The sequence below is a fragment of the Paraburkholderia nodosa genome (assembly GCF_001718195.1).
In the GTDB taxonomy this organism is placed as follows: Bacteria; Pseudomonadota; Gammaproteobacteria; order Burkholderiales; family Burkholderiaceae; genus Paraburkholderia; species Paraburkholderia nodosa_A.
On the sequence record NZ_MCNV01000020.1, the window covers coordinates 58,309 to 74,338 of the forward strand.

Genomic DNA, 16,030 nt, shown 5'->3' on the forward strand with positions numbered 1-16,030 from the left:
AAAGGTCATCGCCTCTTGGCCCGCATCGTCCTGAAAATCGACGTCGACACGCTGCGCGGTACCCGCGAAGGCGTGCCGAATCTCGCGCGCATCTTCGACCGCTACAAGGCGCGCGCCACGTTCCTGTTCAGCCTCGGCCCCGATCACACGGGCTGGGCGCTGCGTCGCGTGTTGCGACCTGGCTTTCTCAAGAAGGTCTCGCGCACGTCGGTGGTCGAGCACTACGGCGTGAAGCAGCTGATGTACGGCGTGCTGCTGCCGGGGCCCGACATCGGCGTGGAAGCCGCGGCGGAAATGCGCGCGATTCACGAAGCCGGCTTCGAGTGCGGCATCCATACGTGGGATCACGTGTACTGGCAGGACAACGTGCGCAAGCGCGACGCGCGGTGGACCGCGCGCCAGATGCAGAAGAGCCACGACCGCTTCACGCGGATCTTCGGCACGCCGCCCGTCACGCACGGCGCGGCAGGCTGGCAGATGAACGAAGCCGCCTTCGAGCAGATCGACACGTGGGGCATGCGCTACGCCTCCGACGGGCGCGGTCATTCGCCCTACCGTCCGGTGGTGGCGGGCCGTACGCTGAATCACGTGCAGATGCCCACCACGCTGCCCACGCTCGACGAGGTGCTCGGTGTCGATGGCGTCGATACCGATACGGTCGCGGCGTGGATGCTCAAGCGCACCGAAAACAACCCGCACGATCAGGTCTTCACGCTGCACGCCGAACTCGAAGGCCAGAAGCTCGCACCGGTGTTCGAACAGCTGCTCGCCGGCTGGTGCGCACAAGGCCATACGTTTGCCACGATGGGCGACTACCATGCGACGCTGGACCCGGATTCGCTGCCATCGTACCCTGTCACCTGGGGCGAGATCGCCGGCCGCTCCGGCCAGCTGATCGTGCAGCCCGACTGAATCCGCCGCCTGCGCGCCGCGGGGTGTCTGCCAGGATCCGCGCCCGCGCAACACCGCCCGCCGCGGGCGGCACGCCGTCCCGGCGAAACGGCGCCGTGCGCTGCGGCAACGCCAGCCAATAACAAAGGGAGAGCCACGTGCCTGACGTGACCATCGCAGTCGACCACCCCGTCCCGGACTTCACCGCCCCTGCTACCGGCGGCGACTTCACGCTGTCGAGCCTGAAGGGCAGCAAGGTGGTGCTGTACTTCTATCCGAAAGACAACACGCCCGGCTGCACGACCGAAGGCCTGCAGTTCCGCGACCTCTATCCGAAGTTCAAAAAGGCCGGCGCGCAGATCGTGGGCGTGTCGCGCGACAGCGTGCGTTCGCACGATAACTTCAAGGCCAAGCTCGAACTGCCGTTTACCTTGGTATCGGATGCCGACGAAGCGCTGTGCACGCTCTTCGACGTCATCAAATTGAAGAAAATGTATGGCAAACAGGTACGAGGGATCGAACGCTCGACCTTTCTCATCGACGCGACTGGCGTGTTGCGCCAGGAGTGGCGCGGCATCAAGGTCCCGGGCCATGTCGATGAAGTTCTGGAGGCTGTACAAGCGCTTTGAGGAGCGTTATATTGGGCTGCAATGAGTGCCTGTCCAACCCTTTTTACGTCGCGTTGCGGCGGTTTCGCAGCCGGTCATGGAATGACCGGAAGGGCGTATCCGAGGCAACGGGACAACACCGAAGTGAAGCCGCTTGCCTCGTCATCCGGGGCGGCGGCTTTTTTGTTTGTTCGATGCTGTTCTCTCCCGCTTTTCTCCCCGTTCGTGCCGGCTTTGCGACCCGGCGCACGCAAACATCAAGGAGCTGATCGAAAACCAGGCGAACCGGCATTTTCTGACATGAGCGCGCACCTTGCGCAGTAACGGCGGAGGCCTACCCGGCACCCGCACGCACCGCCCGAAAGCGCGCCTTACTGGGTAACCCCGCGACCACTCGACCCGATTTTTTCGAGGGACACCATGCCTTTGCCTACTCCCCCCAGCAAGCTCGGCAACCTGCTGCCGCCCGAAGAATACAAGGCGCGTGCCCGCACGACGCGCAGCACACGCAAGGCCGCGAGCGAGAACGACGCGGCCGACGTTGCAGAATACGGCCCCGGCAGTGTTGCCGAGCCGATGACGCAGGCCGCCAACGCCGCGACCACCTTGCGCACGGTGCCACTTTCCAGCGCCAGCGCCGAACTGGCCGCGCTCGAACCGGTCGCACCGGCGCCCGCGCGCAACAAGCGCAACCACAACAAGCAAGTCACGGCAGCGCTGCTGCAGCCTCTCGAGGCCCGCACCGATGCCGACGAGACACCCGTTGCGCGCGGCGGCAAACCCGCCTCGGCAAAAGCGTCCGGCGGCGCCGCTGCGCCCGCCACGCGCGCCGGCACGAAAAAACGCGTGCATCCCGAAGAGAGCACCGAAGTCCAGAAGCTCTTCGTGCTCGACACCAACGTGCTGATGCACGACCCGACCTGCCTGTTCCGTTTCGAGGAACACGACGTCTATCTGCCGATGATGACGTTGGAAGAACTCGACAACCACAAGAAGGGCATGTCGGAAGTCGCGCGCAACGCGCGCCAGGTGAGCCGCACGCTCGACCAGCTGGTCGCCAATGCGGGCCCGATCTCGGAAGGCATTTCGCTTGGCCGCCTCGGCAGCCGCGAGGCGCTTGGTCGCCTGTACTTCCAGACCACGCTCACGCATATCGATCCGGTCGACGGCCTGCCCCAGGGCAAAGCCGATAACCAGATCCTCGGCGTGGTGCGCGCGCTGCAGCGCGACCGGCCGGACCGCCTCGTCGTGCTGGTGTCGAAAGACATCAACATGCGCATCAAGGCTCATGCGCTCGGCCTGCCTGCGGAAGACTACTTCAACGACCAGGTTCTCGAAGACAAGGACCTGCTCTACTCGGGCGTGCGTGCGCTCCAGCAGGACTTCTGGTCGAAGCACGCCAAGGGCATGGAGTCCTGGCAGGACACCAAGACCGGCACCACGTATTACCGCGTGACGGGTCCCGAGTGCCTCTCGATGCTCGTGAACGAGTTCGTCTATCTCGAGCCGCAGAACGGCGAACCGGCGTTCCACGCGATCGTGCGCGAGCTCAACGGCAAGACGGCGCTCCTGCAAACGCTGCGCGACTACGGCCACCACAAGAACAATGTGTGGGGCATCACGGCGCGCAACCGCGAGCAGAACTTCGCGCTGAACCTGCTGATGAACCCGGAGATCGACTTCGTCACGCTGCTCGGCCAGGCCGGCACGGGCAAGACACTCGTCGCGCTCGCGGCGGGCCTGGCCCAAGTGCTCGACGAGAAGCGCTACAACGAGATCATCGTCACGCGCGCGACCGTGCCGGTTGGCGAGGACATCGGTTTCCTGCCGGGCACCGAAGAAGAAAAGATGCAGCCCTGGATGGGCGCCTTCGACGACAACCTCGAAGTGCTTCAGAAGACCGATGACGCCGCCGGCGAATGGGGGCGCGCCGCGACCCAGGAACTGATCCGCTCGCGCCTGAAGGTCAAGAGCATGAACTTCATGCGCGGCCGCACGTTCGTGGACAAGTATCTGATCATCGACGAGGCGCAGAACCTCACGCCGAAGCAGATGAAGACGCTCGTCACGCGCGCGGGTCCGGGCACGAAGATCGTGTGTCTCGGCAACATCGCGCAGATCGACACGCCGTATCTGACCGAAGGCAGCTCCGGCCTCACCTACGTGGTGGACCGCTTCAAGGGCTGGGCGCACAGCGGCCACGTGACGCTCGCACGCGGCGAACGCTCGCGGCTTGCCGATTACGCGTCCGATATCCTGTAATCCATTCGCTTGGGCGCCGCCTTTCTGGGGCGCCCGTGCAGATGGCGAGGACCGTATCCGGGGAACCGGATACGGTCCTTTTTTATTGCCCAGGCGTCCCCGAGGCACAACAGTTGGCGCACGAACTTCAAGTAAGTTGTGAAGAATTCTTGCGAAAGCGCTGACGGGCGGGCTACCATCCGCCCATGATCCGTTCTCCCGATGGCGCGAGCGTCGCGCGCGCCACCTCCGCTTCATGCGTCGACTCTGGCTTCCGCTTCTGATCGCAGTCCTGCTTGCCGCGTGCTCCAGTGCGCCGCAAAGGGTATCGCGCAGCGGTTCGTCCGCCGGCGAAAACGCGTGGCGCACCAAGCCTGCGGGCTTCCCCAATTTCGTCGATCACAGCGTGGGCCGCGAGGAAATCTCGATCCAGGCGATGGGGCTCGTCGGCATTCCGTATCGCTGGGGCGGCAATACGCCCGACAGCGGCTTCGATTGCAGCGGTCTCGTCAAATACGTGCTCGCGCGCTCGGCCTCGGTGGACTTGCCCCGCACCACGGCCGACATGAGTATGCGCGGCGAAACGATCGAGCCCGACGAGATTGCCGCCGGCGACCTCGTCTTCTTCAATACGACGGGGCGGCCGCATTCGCACGTCGGGATATATGTCGGCAACCTGCGCTTCGTCAACGCGCCTTCGACCGGCGGCACAGTGCGACTCGACTATCTGACCAACCCGTACTGGGCGAAGCGCTTCGACGGGATCCGCCGCATGGCGCCGCCCAAACGCACGCCTTTCGAGACGCCGACCTGGGACGCGTCTGCGCCGGCTGAACGCGTGCCTGGCGCGAACACCGCGCCACCGGCTGCCGCAATGGCGAGCGTCGCGCCGACTGCGGCGGCGCAGCCCGTGCCGCGAGTCGCGGCCGCGAGCCATTACCGCGTCGTCGGCGCACCGCAGGCGGCCTATGCGGCAACACCACCGACAACGCCAGCCACCACGCCGACGGCTTCCACCGCCGCTCCGGCCGACGCGTTCGAGCCCCCGCCCGCCTCGCTCGGCGCGGCGCAGACGCAGGCACGCGACGCGGGCGCGCTCGCACCGGCGGCCGCGCCCGCCAACAACGCGCCTGCATACGCTACCAACCCCGCCGCCAGCGCCCCGCGCGACGCCATCGACGCCGCCGCCGACGCCTTCGAGCCCCCTCCGCCCACGGCAAGCGCAGCGGCGCGCCAGGCCGGCCAGGTGGGCTCGACGCCGATCCAGGCGACGTCGCCAGCCGCGGGAGGCGCGCAGATCATGCGCGCCTCGACGGCCGGCCCGGCCTCGCCCGCCCCGACCCAGTCCAGCGACGACCCGATCGCGCGCTTTGCCAACGGCGGCGACTGAAGCGACCCGGCCACGGCGCTGCGCGGCACGTTGCCCCTGGCCGCACGGCCGAGCATGCTTGCAGCGGTTTGCGGCGCCCCGCGCCTCTGCTATCGTTTTGGGACCGTTTTTCATACTTTCGCGCAGCGAGGCGACGATGGATCTTGGACTCAGCAAGAAGGTGGTACTCGTGACGGGCGGCAGCAAGGGCATTGGCCTTGCCTGCGCGCGCGCCTTTGCGCAGGAAGGCGCCCGCGTGGCGATCGTCTCGCGCGACCCCGCCAATCTCGCGCGTGCTCGTGAGCAACTAGCGAGCGAAGGCCTGCACGTGCACCTCACGCGCGCGGACCTGCACGAGGCGCACAGCGCGGCCGACGTGGTCGAAGAAGTCTCCACCGCGGTCGGCCCCATCGATATCCTCATCAACAGCGCGGGCGCGGCACGCCGCTACGACCCGGAAACCCTCGATGCGGACGCGTTCAGGGCCACGATGGAGGCGAAATATTTTCCCTACATCTACCCGCAGCAGGAGGTGCTGCGCCGCATGGTGCAGCGGATCAAGTCGGGCGAGAGCATGGAACCCGGGGCGATCGTCAACATCATCGGCATGGGCGGCAAGTTCGCGAGCGACATCCATATCGCGGGCGGCGCGGCCAACGCGGCGCTGATGCTCGCGACCGTGGGCCTCGCGCATTACCACGCGCGCTATGGCATCCGCATCAACGCGATCAACCCCGGCGCCACGCTCACGGAGCGGCTGCAGGAGGCCGTTCAGCTGGAGGCGCAACGCACGGGCGTCGGTGCGCAAGAGGCCTTGGCGAACGGCGAATCGAAGGTGCCGCTCGGGCGCTACGCGAAGCCGGAGGAAATTGCCGATGTCGCGCTCTTCCTCGCGAGCCGCCGCGCGAGCTACGTCACGGGCGCGCTCATTCCGATGGATGGGGCGAGCACGCCGCTGATCTGAAGCGCCCGCCAGCGCGTGGGCGAGGCCTCAAAAGCACTGCGGCGCCCGAAGGCGCCGCAGCTTTTACATGAAGCGGTGACCGAGCCACCACGCGGCCGCGGCCAGCGTGGCCGAGGCCGGTATGGTCAGCACCCAGGCCCAGACGATGTTGCCCGCCACGCCCCAGCGCACCGCGCTGAGCTTCTGCGTCGCGCCAACGCCGACAATCGCGCCGGTGATCGTGTGCGTGGTCGAAACGGGAATGCCCAGCGACGAAGCCGTGAAAAGCGTGAGCGCCCCGCCCGCCTCCGCGCAGAAACCGCCCACCGGCTTGAGCCTGGTGATTTTCTGACCCATCGTGCGCACGATGCGCCAGCCGCCGAACAGCGTGCCGAGACCCATCGACAGATAGCAGCCGCCGATCACCCAGATGGGCGGCGCGTCCGAACCGATCGCCGAGTAGCCCGTTGCGATCAGCAGCATCCAGATGATGCCGATGGTCTTCTGCGCGTCGTTGCCGCCGTGGCCGAGGCTATAGAGGCCAGCGGAAAGCAGCTGCAGGCGCCTGAAGCGCCGGTCGACCTTGCTTGGCGGCGTGCGGAAGTACAGCCACGACACCGTGAGCATGAAGAATGAACCGAGGATGAAACCGAGCAGCGGCGAGATGAAGATGAACGCCACGGTCTTCATGAGTCCGTCGAAGTTGAGCGAGGCCCAGCCCGACTTCGCGAGCGCCGCCCCCACGAGACCGCCGATCAGCGCGTGCGACGAACTCGACGGAATGCCGTAGTACCAGGTGAGCACGTTCCAGCCGATCGCGCCCATCAGCGCGCCGAACACCACGTAGTGGTCGACGATATCGGGATCGATGGTGCCCTTGCCTACCGTCTGCGCCACCTTCAGGTGGAACACGAAATAGGCGATCACGTTGAACATGGCAGCAAAAGCCACCGCCTGCTGCGGCTTCAGAACGCCCGTAGACACGACCGTGGCGATGGAATTCGCCGCGTCGTGAAAGCCGTTCATGAAGTCGAAGACGAGAGCGATGGCGACCAGCGTCGCGACCGCCCAGAGAGCGAGTTGTATCGATTGCATCGCAGTGTGCTCAGGCGTTCTCTAGCACGATGCCTTCGATGATGTTCGCGACATCCTCGCACTTGTCCGTGATCGCTTCGAGCAGTTCGTAGATCGCCTTCAGCTTGATCAGGTTCTTGACGTCGTCTTCCTCGCGGAAGAGCTTCGAAATGGCCCCGCGCAGCAAGCGGTCGGCGTCGGACTCCAGACGGTCGATGTCTTCGCAGGCCTGCAGGATCTCGCGCGCCTGCTTCATGTCGGAGAGCAGGCCCACCGCCAGCTGCACGCGCTCGGCCGTGGCCGTCACCACGTGCGCCAGCTGGCTCGCCTCGGCGGTCACGGCTTGCACGTCGTAGAGCGAGATGGCCGTGGCGACGTCTTCCATCAGGTCGAGGCAGTCGTCCATCGTCGTGATCAGCTTGTGGATCTCGTCGCGGTCGAGCGGTGTGATGAAGGTCTTGTGCAGAAGGTCGATCGCCTCGTGCGTGAGCTTGTCGGCGGCCTTTTCGGAGGCCTGCACATTCTGCTTGTGAACCTCGGCGTCAGCGAGGTTATCGATCAGGAGTTCGAGTTCGCGGCTCGCGGAAACGATGCATTTCGCATGCGCATTGAAAATCTCGAAGAACTTGCCCTCGGTGGGCATGAATCGACCGAACATTGGTATCCCGGAAATTGGTCTCGGATTGCCGTCACGAAGCGGTGACTTCGCGGTCACTTCGCGGCAATCGGGCAGCAAAATAAGTGACAGAGATGGCTGTCATAAAACGGCAATATTGTATCGTCAGGCGGGAGCTGCCGCATGGATCGGCAGCCGCCAACGCGGCATTTGCGCCACTTTGGCGCAAGCCCCGCAACGCTTTGCGTTATTCGCCGTAGAAGGTCTGCGCCCCGGCAAAATTATCGAACTTCGTGTATTGACCGTGGAACGTGAGGCGAACGGGTCCGATCGGACCGTTACGCTGCTTGCCGATGATGATTTCGGCCGTGCCCTTGTCGGGGCTGTCGGGGTTGTAGACTTCGTCGCGATAGATGAACAGGATGACGTCCGCGTCCTGTTCGATTGCGCCCGATTCGCGCAGGTCCGACATCACCGGCCGCTTGTTCGGACGCTGCTCCAGACCGCGGTTCAACTGCGAGAGCGCGATCACAGGGACATCCAGTTCCTTCGCCAGGCTCTTGAGCGAGCGCGAAATTTCCGAAATTTCGGTCGCACGGTTCTCGCCCGTGCCCGAGCCGCTCATCAGCTGCAGGTAGTCGATGATGATGAGCCCGAGCTTGCCGCACTGGCGCGACAGACGCCGCGCGCGCGAGCGCAATTCCATCGGATTCAGGCCGCCCGTTTCGTCGATGAAGATCTGCGCCTCGCTCATTTTCTGCACGGCGTGCGTGAGCTTCGGCCAATCCTCATCGGTCAGACGGCCCGTACGCATGCGGTGCTGATCCAGACGGCCCACCGACCCGAGCATACGCATGATGAGCTGCGTGCCCGGCATTTCCATGGAGAACACGGCCACCGGCAGACCATACTCGACGGCCACGTACTCGCCGATGTTCATCGAGAACGCGGTCTTACCCATCGAGGGGCGCCCTGCCACGATGATCAGCTCGCCGCCGTGCATGCCCGACGTCATGCGGTCGAGGTCCATGAAGCCCGTAGGCGTGCCCGTCACGTCGCTCGGGTTGGCCGTGTGATAGAGCGTGTCGATGCGCTCCACGACCTGCGTGAGCAGCGGCCCGATCTCGAGGAAGCCCTGGGTGCCGCGCGCGCCGTCTTCGGCGATCGAGAACACCTTCGACTCGGCCTCGTCGAGCAGCTGGCGCACTTCCTTGCCCTGCGGGTTGAAGGCGTCGGCGGAAATTTCGTCGGCGACGGACACGAGTCGGCGCAGCACCGCACGGTCACGCACGATTTCCGCGTAGCGGCGAATATTCGCGGCGCTCGGCGTGTTCTGCGCGAGCGCGTTCAGGTATGCGAGGCCGCCCACGTCATCCGCTTTGCCCGAGGTGCCGAGCGCCTCGTACACCGTCACCACGTCGGCCGGGCGCGTGGCGGCGATCAGCCGGCCAATGTGCTCGAAAATGATGCGGTGATCGTAGCGATAGAAGTCGCTTTGCGAGAGGAAGTCGGCAATCCGGTCCCATGCGCCGTTATCCAGCAGCAGGCCGCCGAGCACCGATTGCTCGGCTTCGATCGAATGCGGCGGGACTTTCAGCGAGTCGAGTTGGGGATCTTTCGGAGCGTTCATGGAGGGCAATTATCGGACAAGGGGGTGCCTCGAACAAGCTTGAAAACTTGCAACGCGCGTAGCGTCCAGGCCGCGCACAACAAAAAAGGCAGAAGCCCTGCGGCTCCTGCCCTTCCTGAGTCTTGCGTCAAACCGCGCGGCCCGTGAGGGCCGCACGTGGGTACTTAGGCGTGCTCGCCCAGCACCGACACCGTGACGTCGACGAGGACGTCGGTGTGCAGTGCAACCTGCACCGGGTGGTCGCCCACCATCTTCAGCGGGCCTTCCGGCAGACGCACTTGCGCCTTTTCCACTGCGAAGCCTTGCTTCGTGAGCGCAACGGCGATGTCCGCGTTCGTGACCGAACCGAACAGGCGGCCGTCCACGCCGGCCTTCTGGCCGATCTGGACGGTCAGGCCGTTCAGCTTTTCGCCTTCGGCTTGCGCTGCCGCCAGCTTTTCAGCGGCGACCTTTTCGAGTTCTGCGCGGCGGACTTCGAATTCGGCGATTGCGTCCTTCGTAGCACGGCGTGCCTTCTTGTTCGGGATCAGGAAGTTACGTGCGTAACCGTCCTTCACCTTGACGATGTCGCCGAGGTTACCCAGGTTGACGACTTTTTCCAGAAGAATGATCTGCATTCTATTGCTCCTTATCGCGTCGTCTTATTAGGCCTTGTGCTGGTCGGTGTACGGCATCAGCGCGAGGAAACGCGCGCGCTTGATAGCCGTATCCAGCTGACGCTGATAGTGGGCCTTCGTACCCGTCAGACGAGCCGGCGTGATCTTGCCGTTTTCGCCGATGAAGTCCTTCAGCGTGTCGAGGTCCTTGTAGTCGATTTGTTCGACGTTTGCAGCCGTGAAGCGGCAGAACTTCTTGCGCTTGAAGAGCGGGTTTTGTTGCTGACGACGCTTGTCGAATTTCTTACCAGTCGGGCGGGGCATGATTAGTCCTTTCCTGTGCCTTGCATTTCGGTGATGTGAAACACCAGGGTTCGCGCATTGCGGTGCTTTTTCGCCAGAAAACCGGTGAAGAGCGCTTCCACGCCCATCTCACAGCTTTCTACGAGACCGCAGGCCTTGCCGGCCGCGACCGCGGGCATCGTGAGTTCGACGAAGCGGGGAATGCCGGCTTCGACGACCTCCGTGCGATGCTGCAACGTGACGCTTGCGATCGGAACGCCGGCGGGGGTATACCGCACCGGTTCGCGTTCGACGACGCTAGCGGTAAGTTGAAGCCTGTTCACGCGGGGTTGGCTATGACTTTGCTTGAATCCTGATGGCTTACGTACTTAAGCCTGCGCTTCGGTCGGCTGGGCAGCCGCCTTCTTGGCTTCTTCGCGCTGCACTTCCTTCATCATCGGCGACGGGCCGGTTTCGGCCTTCTTCATCTTGACGATGAGGTGACGCAGAACAGCGTCGTTGAACTTGAACGCGTGTTCCAGTTCGTCGAGCGTGGTCTGGTCGCATTCGATGTTCATGCAGACGTAGTGAGCCTTCGCGAGTTTCTCGATCATGTAGGCCAGTTGACGACGGCCCCAGTCTTCGATGCGGTGGATCTGGCCACCGTGCGAGGTGATCGTGCTCTTGTAGCGCTCGATCATGGCGGGCACCTGCTCGCTCTGATCGGGATGCACGATGAAGACGATTTCGTAATGACGCATGTATCACTCCTTGTGGATTTAAGCCACCCGGGCGTCGGAACCGGTGCGGCAAGTGAGAAGCCGAAGATTGTAGCGCGGATGGGCTACGCACGCAAGACAGATCGTGCGTTCGGGCGATGATTCGGGCGTGTTTTCAATGACTTGCGCGGCGAGGAGCGCCATGAAGGCGCCCCTGTGCGGCCGTGTGAGGCGACAGCCTAGCTGCCGGCCGCCTCGCTCGCGCCGCCCGCGAGACGGGCGTCGAGCGCCGCGCGCAGGCCGTCGAGCGCGTCCGCACCGGCGTCCGACACCGCCCACAAGGTCATGCCCGCCGCCTGCCAGCGCAGGAGTGCGTAGCCTTCGCTCGAACTCTGCGGCACGGCGCCCGAGACGGCCGGCCCGTTCGCGCCTGGCGGGAACACATAGACATCGATCACGTGCTTGCCATGGTGATAGACGAGCACGGCGACGCGTTCGCGCCCCACATAATCGAGGCGCCCGCCCGCGAGCGCGAAGCCCTGCTGCGCCAGATCGAAGACAGGCGGCGCGTAGTCGATCCGGCCATTGAACCACGGCTTCACGGTATGGCGGTCGGTCGAGATCACGTCGATATCGCGGCCCGAAATCTGGGCCCGCACGTGGCTGGACACGATATCGTCGACGAAGGCCATCTCAGCGGCCGGGCGGCGCAGTTGCAGCGTGGCAATCACTGCCAGCGCGCAAAGAATCAACACCGCGCAGCCGAACCACGCGAGCGTGGCCGCGCGCGGCCCCGCGTTGACGGACGCAGCGCCCCAGCCACGACCGCCCGCCTCGCCTCGCGCCCCGCCGCCGCTGCCCGGCCACCAGTTGCGCAGCCAGGCGCGCCAGCCGCCCGAAGCGCGCGCGGGGGTTGGCGAAGGCATTGCTTTCGCCGGCGGTCCGTCCGTCGCCGGCAATGCCGCGACGATACGCGCAGCCAGCCCAGCCGGCGCACGGTGGTATGGCGCGGATCGGATCATTCGAGAGATGGCCTGCGCGTCGTCGGCGACACGCCGGCATGGCTCGCAGCCTGCGAGATGCTCGCGCACACGCCATTCGTCGGCGGCGGAGAGTTCGCGGTCGACGCTCGCGTCGACCAGCGGGCGCGCTTCGTTACAGTTCATCGGGCGCCTCCGTCGTTCGGCCTTCGGTTTGAGAGCGAGTGCGCAACGGCGCTCCGCCGTCGGCGGCCGGCTCCTCGCGGAACCGACCGCCGTTCCCCCGGCCGGATGGTCTCCTGGCTTGACTGCTTCCCCCGACTCCTGCCCTGTCGTCCGCGCAGCCGGGGGCGCGGACAACCGAATCGTTTGCAGTCTCACCGACTGCACTACCTGCCGCTGACCTGTTTCGCTCGCCGCCGTGGTACGCCGCCAGCAGCGTCGCCAACCGTCTGCGGCCACGCGCGAGCCGCGACATCACGGTGCCGAGCGGCAGATCGGCGATCGCCGCGATCTCGCGATAACCCAGCTCCTCCAGCTCGCGCAGCACCAGTACTTCCCGATACTCCACCGGCAGGCGCCTGAGCGCATCCTGCACATAACGGGTGTCTTCGGCGCGGATCGCGAGCGTCTCGGGATCGACGCCGCCCGTTTCCCAGCCTTCGAGCGGCGCGTCGTCGCGCAACTCGTCGAACGGCGCCACCTCTTCCGCGCCCGCGCGCCGCCGCCATTCGTCGTACCAGACGCGCCGCACGATCGCGAGCAGCCAGGGGCGGGCCTCGTCGCCGCGAAACGCGTCGAAGAAGCGGAACGCCCGCAGAAACGCCTCCTGGACGATATCTTCCGCGTCGCCCGGGTTACGCGAGAGCCAGCGCGCGAGGTTGTAGGCCGCATCGAGATGCGGCAGCGCCAGCGCCTGAAAGCGGCGGCTGCGTGCGGCCTCATCCTGCTCGTACGCGGTTTCTCCCACGTCGTCCCCTCGCGTCTTCGTTTGGCTTACGCGACCGTGGCCGCATACAGGCACTACCGAAGCTCGGGCCAGTTTATTCCCGCTCCGTGCGCACGAAAACGAAAAATAAATGCGAAGCGCGCGACTACGCGCCGGCCCAGTACCCCGGCCGCGCGTAGACCTCCTTGAGGTAGTCGATGAAGTAGCGCACGCGCGCCGGCACGTAGCGCTGCTGCGGATACACCGCGAGGATGTCGTAATCGGGCAGCGCGTATTCGTCGAGCACCGTTTCGAGTTCGCCGCGCGCGAGCTGGGCGTCGATCTCCCAGGTCGAACGCCAGCCGAGGCCGAGGCTCTCGGTCACCCAGCGATGCAGCAGCTCGCCGTCGTTGCAGTCGAGCGTGCCGCCCACGCGCACGGTGACGAGCTTGCCGCCGCGGCTGAAGTACCAGCCGCGGTTCTGGCCGCCCTGCAGGTTGAACGCGAGGCAATTGTGGTTTGGCAGGTCTTCGAGCGTTTTCGGCCGCCCGTGCTTGCGGAAATATTCGGGCGTGCCGCACACGACGCGCCGGTTGGTGGCGAGCTTCACGGCGACGAAGTTCGGGTCCACCGCGCCGCCGATGCGGATCGACAGGTCGTAGCCCTCGCGCACCAGATCGACCACGCGGTCGGTGAGATTGAACGACACCTGCAGTTCGGGCTTGTCGGCGAGGAACTCGGGCGCGAGCGGCGCGACGTGCTTGCGCCCGAACGCCGCCGGCGCCGAGACGATCAGATGGCCGCTCACCACCTGGCGCCCGGCGGATAGTTCGTTTTCGGCCTGATCCCAGTCGGCGAGCAGGCCGCGGCAGCGTTCGAGAAAGGCCGCGCCCTCCTCGCTCACCACGAGCCGCCGCGTGGAACGGTAGATGAGCTTCACGCCGAGGCGCTTTTCCAGCGCGTCGATACGACGCCCGAGGATCACCGGCGAAACGCCTTCCTCGAGCGCCGCCGCCGCGAGGCTGCCCGCTTCTGCGACGCGCACGAAGGTCTCGATCTGCTTGAAGCGGTCCATTGCGTGTCTCCCCCGTCGGGTTGCGAGCCGGAAAGCCCCCTCCCGCCGGCATTCCATACTTTTTGTTTCGGAATAAACGACCTGGACTGATCTTATCAAACCTTTCCTGCGCCCCTAAAGTGGGCCTCAACGCATCGCCATTCCTCGCATACGAGACATTCAGGAGAACAATCATGGCCAAAATGAGAGCCGTCGACGCCGCCGTTCTGGTGCTCGAAAAAGAAGGCATCGACACCGCTTTCGGCGTGCCGGGCGCCGCCATCAATCCGTTCTATTCGGCGATGAAAAGGGCCGGCGGCATCACGCACGTGCTGGCGCGCCACGTCGAAGGCGCCTCGCACATGGCCGAAGGCTACACGCGCGCCACGCCGGGCAACATCGGCGTGTGTATCGGCACCTCGGGCCCCGCGGGCACCGACATGATCACGGGCCTCTACTCGGCCCAGGCCGATTCGATTCCGATCCTCGCGATCACGGGCCAGGCGCCGCGCGCGCGCCTCTACAAGGAAGACTTCCAGGCCGTCGACATCGAGTCGATCGCCAAGCCCGTCACCAAGTGGGCCGTCACCGTGCGCGAGCCGGCGCTCGTGCCGCGCGTTTTCCAGCAGGCGTTCCATCTGATGCGCTCGGGCCGTCCTGGTCCGGTGCTGGTCGATCTGCCGATCGACGTGCAGCTCGCCGAAATCGAATTCGACATCGACACGTACGAGCCGCTGCCGGTCTACAAGCCGCGCGCGACGCGCAAGCAGATCGAAGCCGCGCTCGAACTGCTCAACGCGAGCGACAAACCGCTGATCGTCTCGGGCGGCGGCGTGCTCAACGCGGCAGCCGAAGACCTGCTCGTGCAGTTCGCCGAAACCGTGGGCGTGCCCGTGATCCCGACGCTCATGTCGTGGGGCGCGATTGCCGACGACCATCCGCTCATGGCCGGCATGGTCGGCCTGCAGACCTCGCATCGCTACGGCAACGCCACGATGCTCGCCTCCGACTTCGTGCTCGGCATCGGCAACCGCTGGGCGAACCGCCATACGGGCAGCGTCGAGGTGTACACGAAGGGTCGCAAGTTCGTGCACGTCGATATCGAACCGACGCAGATCGGCCGCGTGTTCGGCCCGGATCTCGGCATTGTCTCGGACGCGAAGGCCGCACTCGAACTGTTCGTCGAAATCGCCAGGGAATGGAAGGCCGCGGGCAAGCTGAAGGATCGCAGCGCGTGGGTGGCCGACTGCCAGGAGCGCAAGCGCACGATGCTTCGCAAGACGCACTTCGAGAACACGCCGATCAAGCCGCAACGCGTGTACGAAGAGATGAACAAGGCGTTTGGCCGCGACACCTGCTACGTGAGCACCATCGGCCTTTCGCAGATCGCCGGCGCGCAGTTCCTGCACGTGTACAAGGCGCGCAACTGGATCAACTGCGGCCAGGCGGGCCCGCTCGGCTGGACGATTCCCGCGGCGCTCGGTGTGCGCGCAGCCGATCCGACGCGTCCCATCGTGGCGCTCTCGGGCGACTACGACTTCCAGTTCATGGTCGAAGAGCTGGCCGTGGGCGCGCAGTTCAAGCTGCCGTACGTACACGTGGTCGTGAACAACTCGTATCTCGGCCTGATCCGCCAGGCGCAGCGCGCGTTCGACATGGACTTCTGCGTGCAGCTCGCGTTCGAGAACATCAACGCGCCCGAAGTGAACGGCTATGGCGTCGATCACGTCACGGTCGCCGAAGGCCTCGGCTGCAAGGCGCTGCGCGTGTTCAAGCCGGAAGAGATCGCCCCGGCGCTCAAGCAGGCCCAGGCGCTCGCCGCCGAGCACAGCGTGCCGGTCGTCGTCGAAGTGATTCTCGAGCGCGTGACCAACATCTCGATGGGCGCTGAAATCGACGCCATCAACGAGTTCGAGGAACTGGCCGAAAAACCCGAGCACGCGCCGACTGCCATCAGCGCGATCAATGCCCTCGACTGAGCGCACTCGAGCCCGCATCAACGCAGCACGAGCGGCGCGCTTGGCATCGGCGCGCTGCCTGAATGATTGACTGCGTGACCTCCCGCCTGACTTCTTTCATTGACCGACCAGCGAGACCCA

16 protein-coding genes are annotated in these 16,030 nt (G+C 65.3%); 6 read left to right on the forward strand and 10 right to left on the reverse strand.

Going from position 1 to position 16,030, the window contains the following annotated elements:
- The first annotated feature begins 15 nt into the window (after positions 1-15).
- The 5 genes from BFD71_RS27755 (at position 16) to BFD71_RS27775 (ending at position 6,073) form a co-directional block, all read left to right on the forward strand.
- Positions 16-912 carry a polysaccharide deacetylase family protein gene (locus BFD71_RS27755; RefSeq protein WP_069267531.1) on the forward strand — a complete coding sequence of 299 codons (897 nt, stop codon included), beginning with the start codon at positions 16-18 and terminating at the stop codon, positions 910-912.
- Between the two features lie 146 nt (positions 913-1,058).
- The gene (locus BFD71_RS27760; RefSeq protein ID WP_028204906.1) at positions 1,059-1,520 is read left to right on the forward strand and encodes a peroxiredoxin; all 462 of its coding nucleotides are present in this window, start codon (positions 1,059-1,061) and stop codon (positions 1,518-1,520) included.
- 399 nt (positions 1,521-1,919) lie between these two features.
- On the forward strand, positions 1,920-3,761 hold the full coding sequence (locus BFD71_RS27765; RefSeq protein WP_069267532.1) for a PhoH family protein: 1,842 nt from the start codon (positions 1,920-1,922) through the stop codon (positions 3,759-3,761).
- Between the two features lie 235 nt (positions 3,762-3,996).
- Positions 3,997-5,130, forward strand: a complete 1,134-nt coding sequence (locus BFD71_RS27770; RefSeq protein WP_069267533.1) for a C40 family peptidase — start codon at positions 3,997-3,999, stop codon at positions 5,128-5,130.
- A gap of 136 nt (positions 5,131-5,266) precedes the next feature.
- Positions 5,267-6,073, forward strand: coding sequence for an SDR family oxidoreductase (locus tag BFD71_RS27775; RefSeq protein WP_069267534.1), 807 nt, complete (start codon positions 5,267-5,269; stop codon positions 6,071-6,073).
- 63 nt (positions 6,074-6,136) lie between these two features.
- Here the strand turns inward: BFD71_RS27775 and BFD71_RS27780 are convergent, their stop codons facing one another.
- The 10 genes from BFD71_RS27780 to BFD71_RS27825 all read right to left on the reverse strand — a co-directional run bounded on the left by BFD71_RS27780 (position 6,137) and on the right by BFD71_RS27825 (position 13,952).
- Positions 6,137-7,147 carry an inorganic phosphate transporter gene (locus BFD71_RS27780; RefSeq protein ID WP_069267535.1) on the reverse strand — a complete coding sequence of 337 codons (1,011 nt, stop codon included), beginning with the start codon at positions 7,145-7,147 and terminating at the stop codon, positions 6,137-6,139.
- Positions 7,148-7,157: 10 nt separating this feature from the next.
- Positions 7,158-7,784: a DUF47 domain-containing protein gene (locus BFD71_RS27785; protein ID WP_069267536.1), complete on the reverse strand. Its 627-nt coding sequence runs from the start codon at positions 7,782-7,784 to the stop codon at positions 7,158-7,160.
- 205 nt (positions 7,785-7,989) lie between these two features.
- A complete protein-coding gene (locus BFD71_RS27790) occupies positions 7,990-9,372 on the reverse strand; it encodes a replicative DNA helicase (protein WP_069267537.1) in 1,383 nt (460 codons plus the stop codon).
- A 164-nt stretch (positions 9,373-9,536) separates the two neighbouring features.
- The gene (gene rplI, locus BFD71_RS27795; RefSeq protein WP_069267538.1) at positions 9,537-9,989 is read right to left on the reverse strand and encodes a 50S ribosomal protein L9; all 453 of its coding nucleotides are present in this window, start codon (positions 9,987-9,989) and stop codon (positions 9,537-9,539) included.
- Between the two features lie 27 nt (positions 9,990-10,016).
- Positions 10,017-10,292: a 30S ribosomal protein S18 gene (gene rpsR / locus BFD71_RS27800; RefSeq protein WP_027797225.1), complete on the reverse strand. Its 276-nt coding sequence runs from the start codon at positions 10,290-10,292 to the stop codon at positions 10,017-10,019.
- A 2-nt stretch (positions 10,293-10,294) separates the two neighbouring features.
- The gene (gene priB / locus BFD71_RS27805; protein ID WP_028204898.1) at positions 10,295-10,594 is read right to left on the reverse strand and encodes a primosomal replication protein N; all 300 of its coding nucleotides are present in this window, start codon (positions 10,592-10,594) and stop codon (positions 10,295-10,297) included.
- A gap of 45 nt (positions 10,595-10,639) precedes the next feature.
- Positions 10,640-11,011, reverse strand: coding sequence for a 30S ribosomal protein S6 (gene rpsF, locus BFD71_RS27810; protein ID WP_027818337.1), 372 nt, complete (start codon positions 11,009-11,011; stop codon positions 10,640-10,642).
- A gap of 197 nt (positions 11,012-11,208) precedes the next feature.
- A complete protein-coding gene (locus tag BFD71_RS27815) occupies positions 11,209-12,135 on the reverse strand; it encodes an anti-sigma factor family protein (RefSeq protein ID WP_069267539.1) in 927 nt (308 codons plus the stop codon).
- Complete coding sequence (locus tag BFD71_RS27820) at positions 12,125-12,919, reverse strand: RNA polymerase sigma factor (protein ID WP_083245505.1); 795 nt, start codon at positions 12,917-12,919, stop codon at positions 12,125-12,127. The genes BFD71_RS27815 and BFD71_RS27820 overlap by 11 nt, the downstream gene beginning before the upstream one ends.
- 124 nt (positions 12,920-13,043) lie before the next feature.
- On the reverse strand, positions 13,044-13,952 hold the full coding sequence (locus BFD71_RS27825; protein ID WP_069267540.1) for a substrate binding domain-containing protein: 909 nt from the start codon (positions 13,950-13,952) through the stop codon (positions 13,044-13,046).
- A 173-nt stretch (positions 13,953-14,125) separates the two neighbouring features.
- Here BFD71_RS27825 and gcl point away from each other — a divergent pair, with 173 nt between their 5' ends.
- Positions 14,126-15,910: a glyoxylate carboligase gene (gene gcl / locus BFD71_RS27830; protein ID WP_069267541.1), complete on the forward strand. Its 1,785-nt coding sequence runs from the start codon at positions 14,126-14,128 to the stop codon at positions 15,908-15,910.
- The last annotated feature ends 120 nt before the right edge of the window (positions 15,911-16,030 follow it).

Bases quoted from the DNA above. Each gene is read 5' to 3' on its own strand.
- rpsF (WP_027818337.1), bottom strand. From the start codon at position 11,011: ATGCGTCATTACGAAATCGTCTTCATCGTGCATCCCGATCAGAGCGAG.
- gcl (WP_069267541.1), top strand. From the start codon at position 14,126: ATGGCCAAAATGAGAGCCGTCGACGCCGCCGTTCTGGTGCTCGAAAAA.
- BFD71_RS27785 (WP_069267536.1), bottom strand. From the start codon at position 7,784: ATGTTCGGTCGATTCATGCCCACCGAGGGCAAGTTCTTCGAGATTTTC.
- rplI (WP_069267538.1), bottom strand. From the start codon at position 9,989: ATGCAGATCATTCTTCTGGAAAAAGTCGTCAACCTGGGTAACCTCGGC.
- BFD71_RS27790 (WP_069267537.1), bottom strand. From the start codon at position 9,372: ATGAACGCTCCGAAAGATCCCCAACTCGACTCGCTGAAAGTCCCGCCG.
- BFD71_RS27780 (WP_069267535.1), bottom strand. From the start codon at position 7,147: ATGCAATCGATACAACTCGCTCTCTGGGCGGTCGCGACGCTGGTCGCC.
- BFD71_RS27765 (WP_069267532.1), top strand. From the start codon at position 1,920: ATGCCTTTGCCTACTCCCCCCAGCAAGCTCGGCAACCTGCTGCCGCCC.
- BFD71_RS27775 (WP_069267534.1), top strand. From the start codon at position 5,267: ATGGATCTTGGACTCAGCAAGAAGGTGGTACTCGTGACGGGCGGCAGC.
- BFD71_RS27825 (WP_069267540.1), bottom strand. From the start codon at position 13,952: ATGGACCGCTTCAAGCAGATCGAGACCTTCGTGCGCGTCGCAGAAGCG.
- BFD71_RS27770 (WP_069267533.1), top strand. From the start codon at position 3,997: ATGCGTCGACTCTGGCTTCCGCTTCTGATCGCAGTCCTGCTTGCCGCG.
- rpsR (WP_027797225.1), bottom strand. From the start codon at position 10,292: ATGCCCCGCCCGACTGGTAAGAAATTCGACAAGCGTCGTCAGCAACAA.
- BFD71_RS27815 (WP_069267539.1), bottom strand. From the start codon at position 12,135: ATGAACTGTAACGAAGCGCGCCCGCTGGTCGACGCGAGCGTCGACCGC.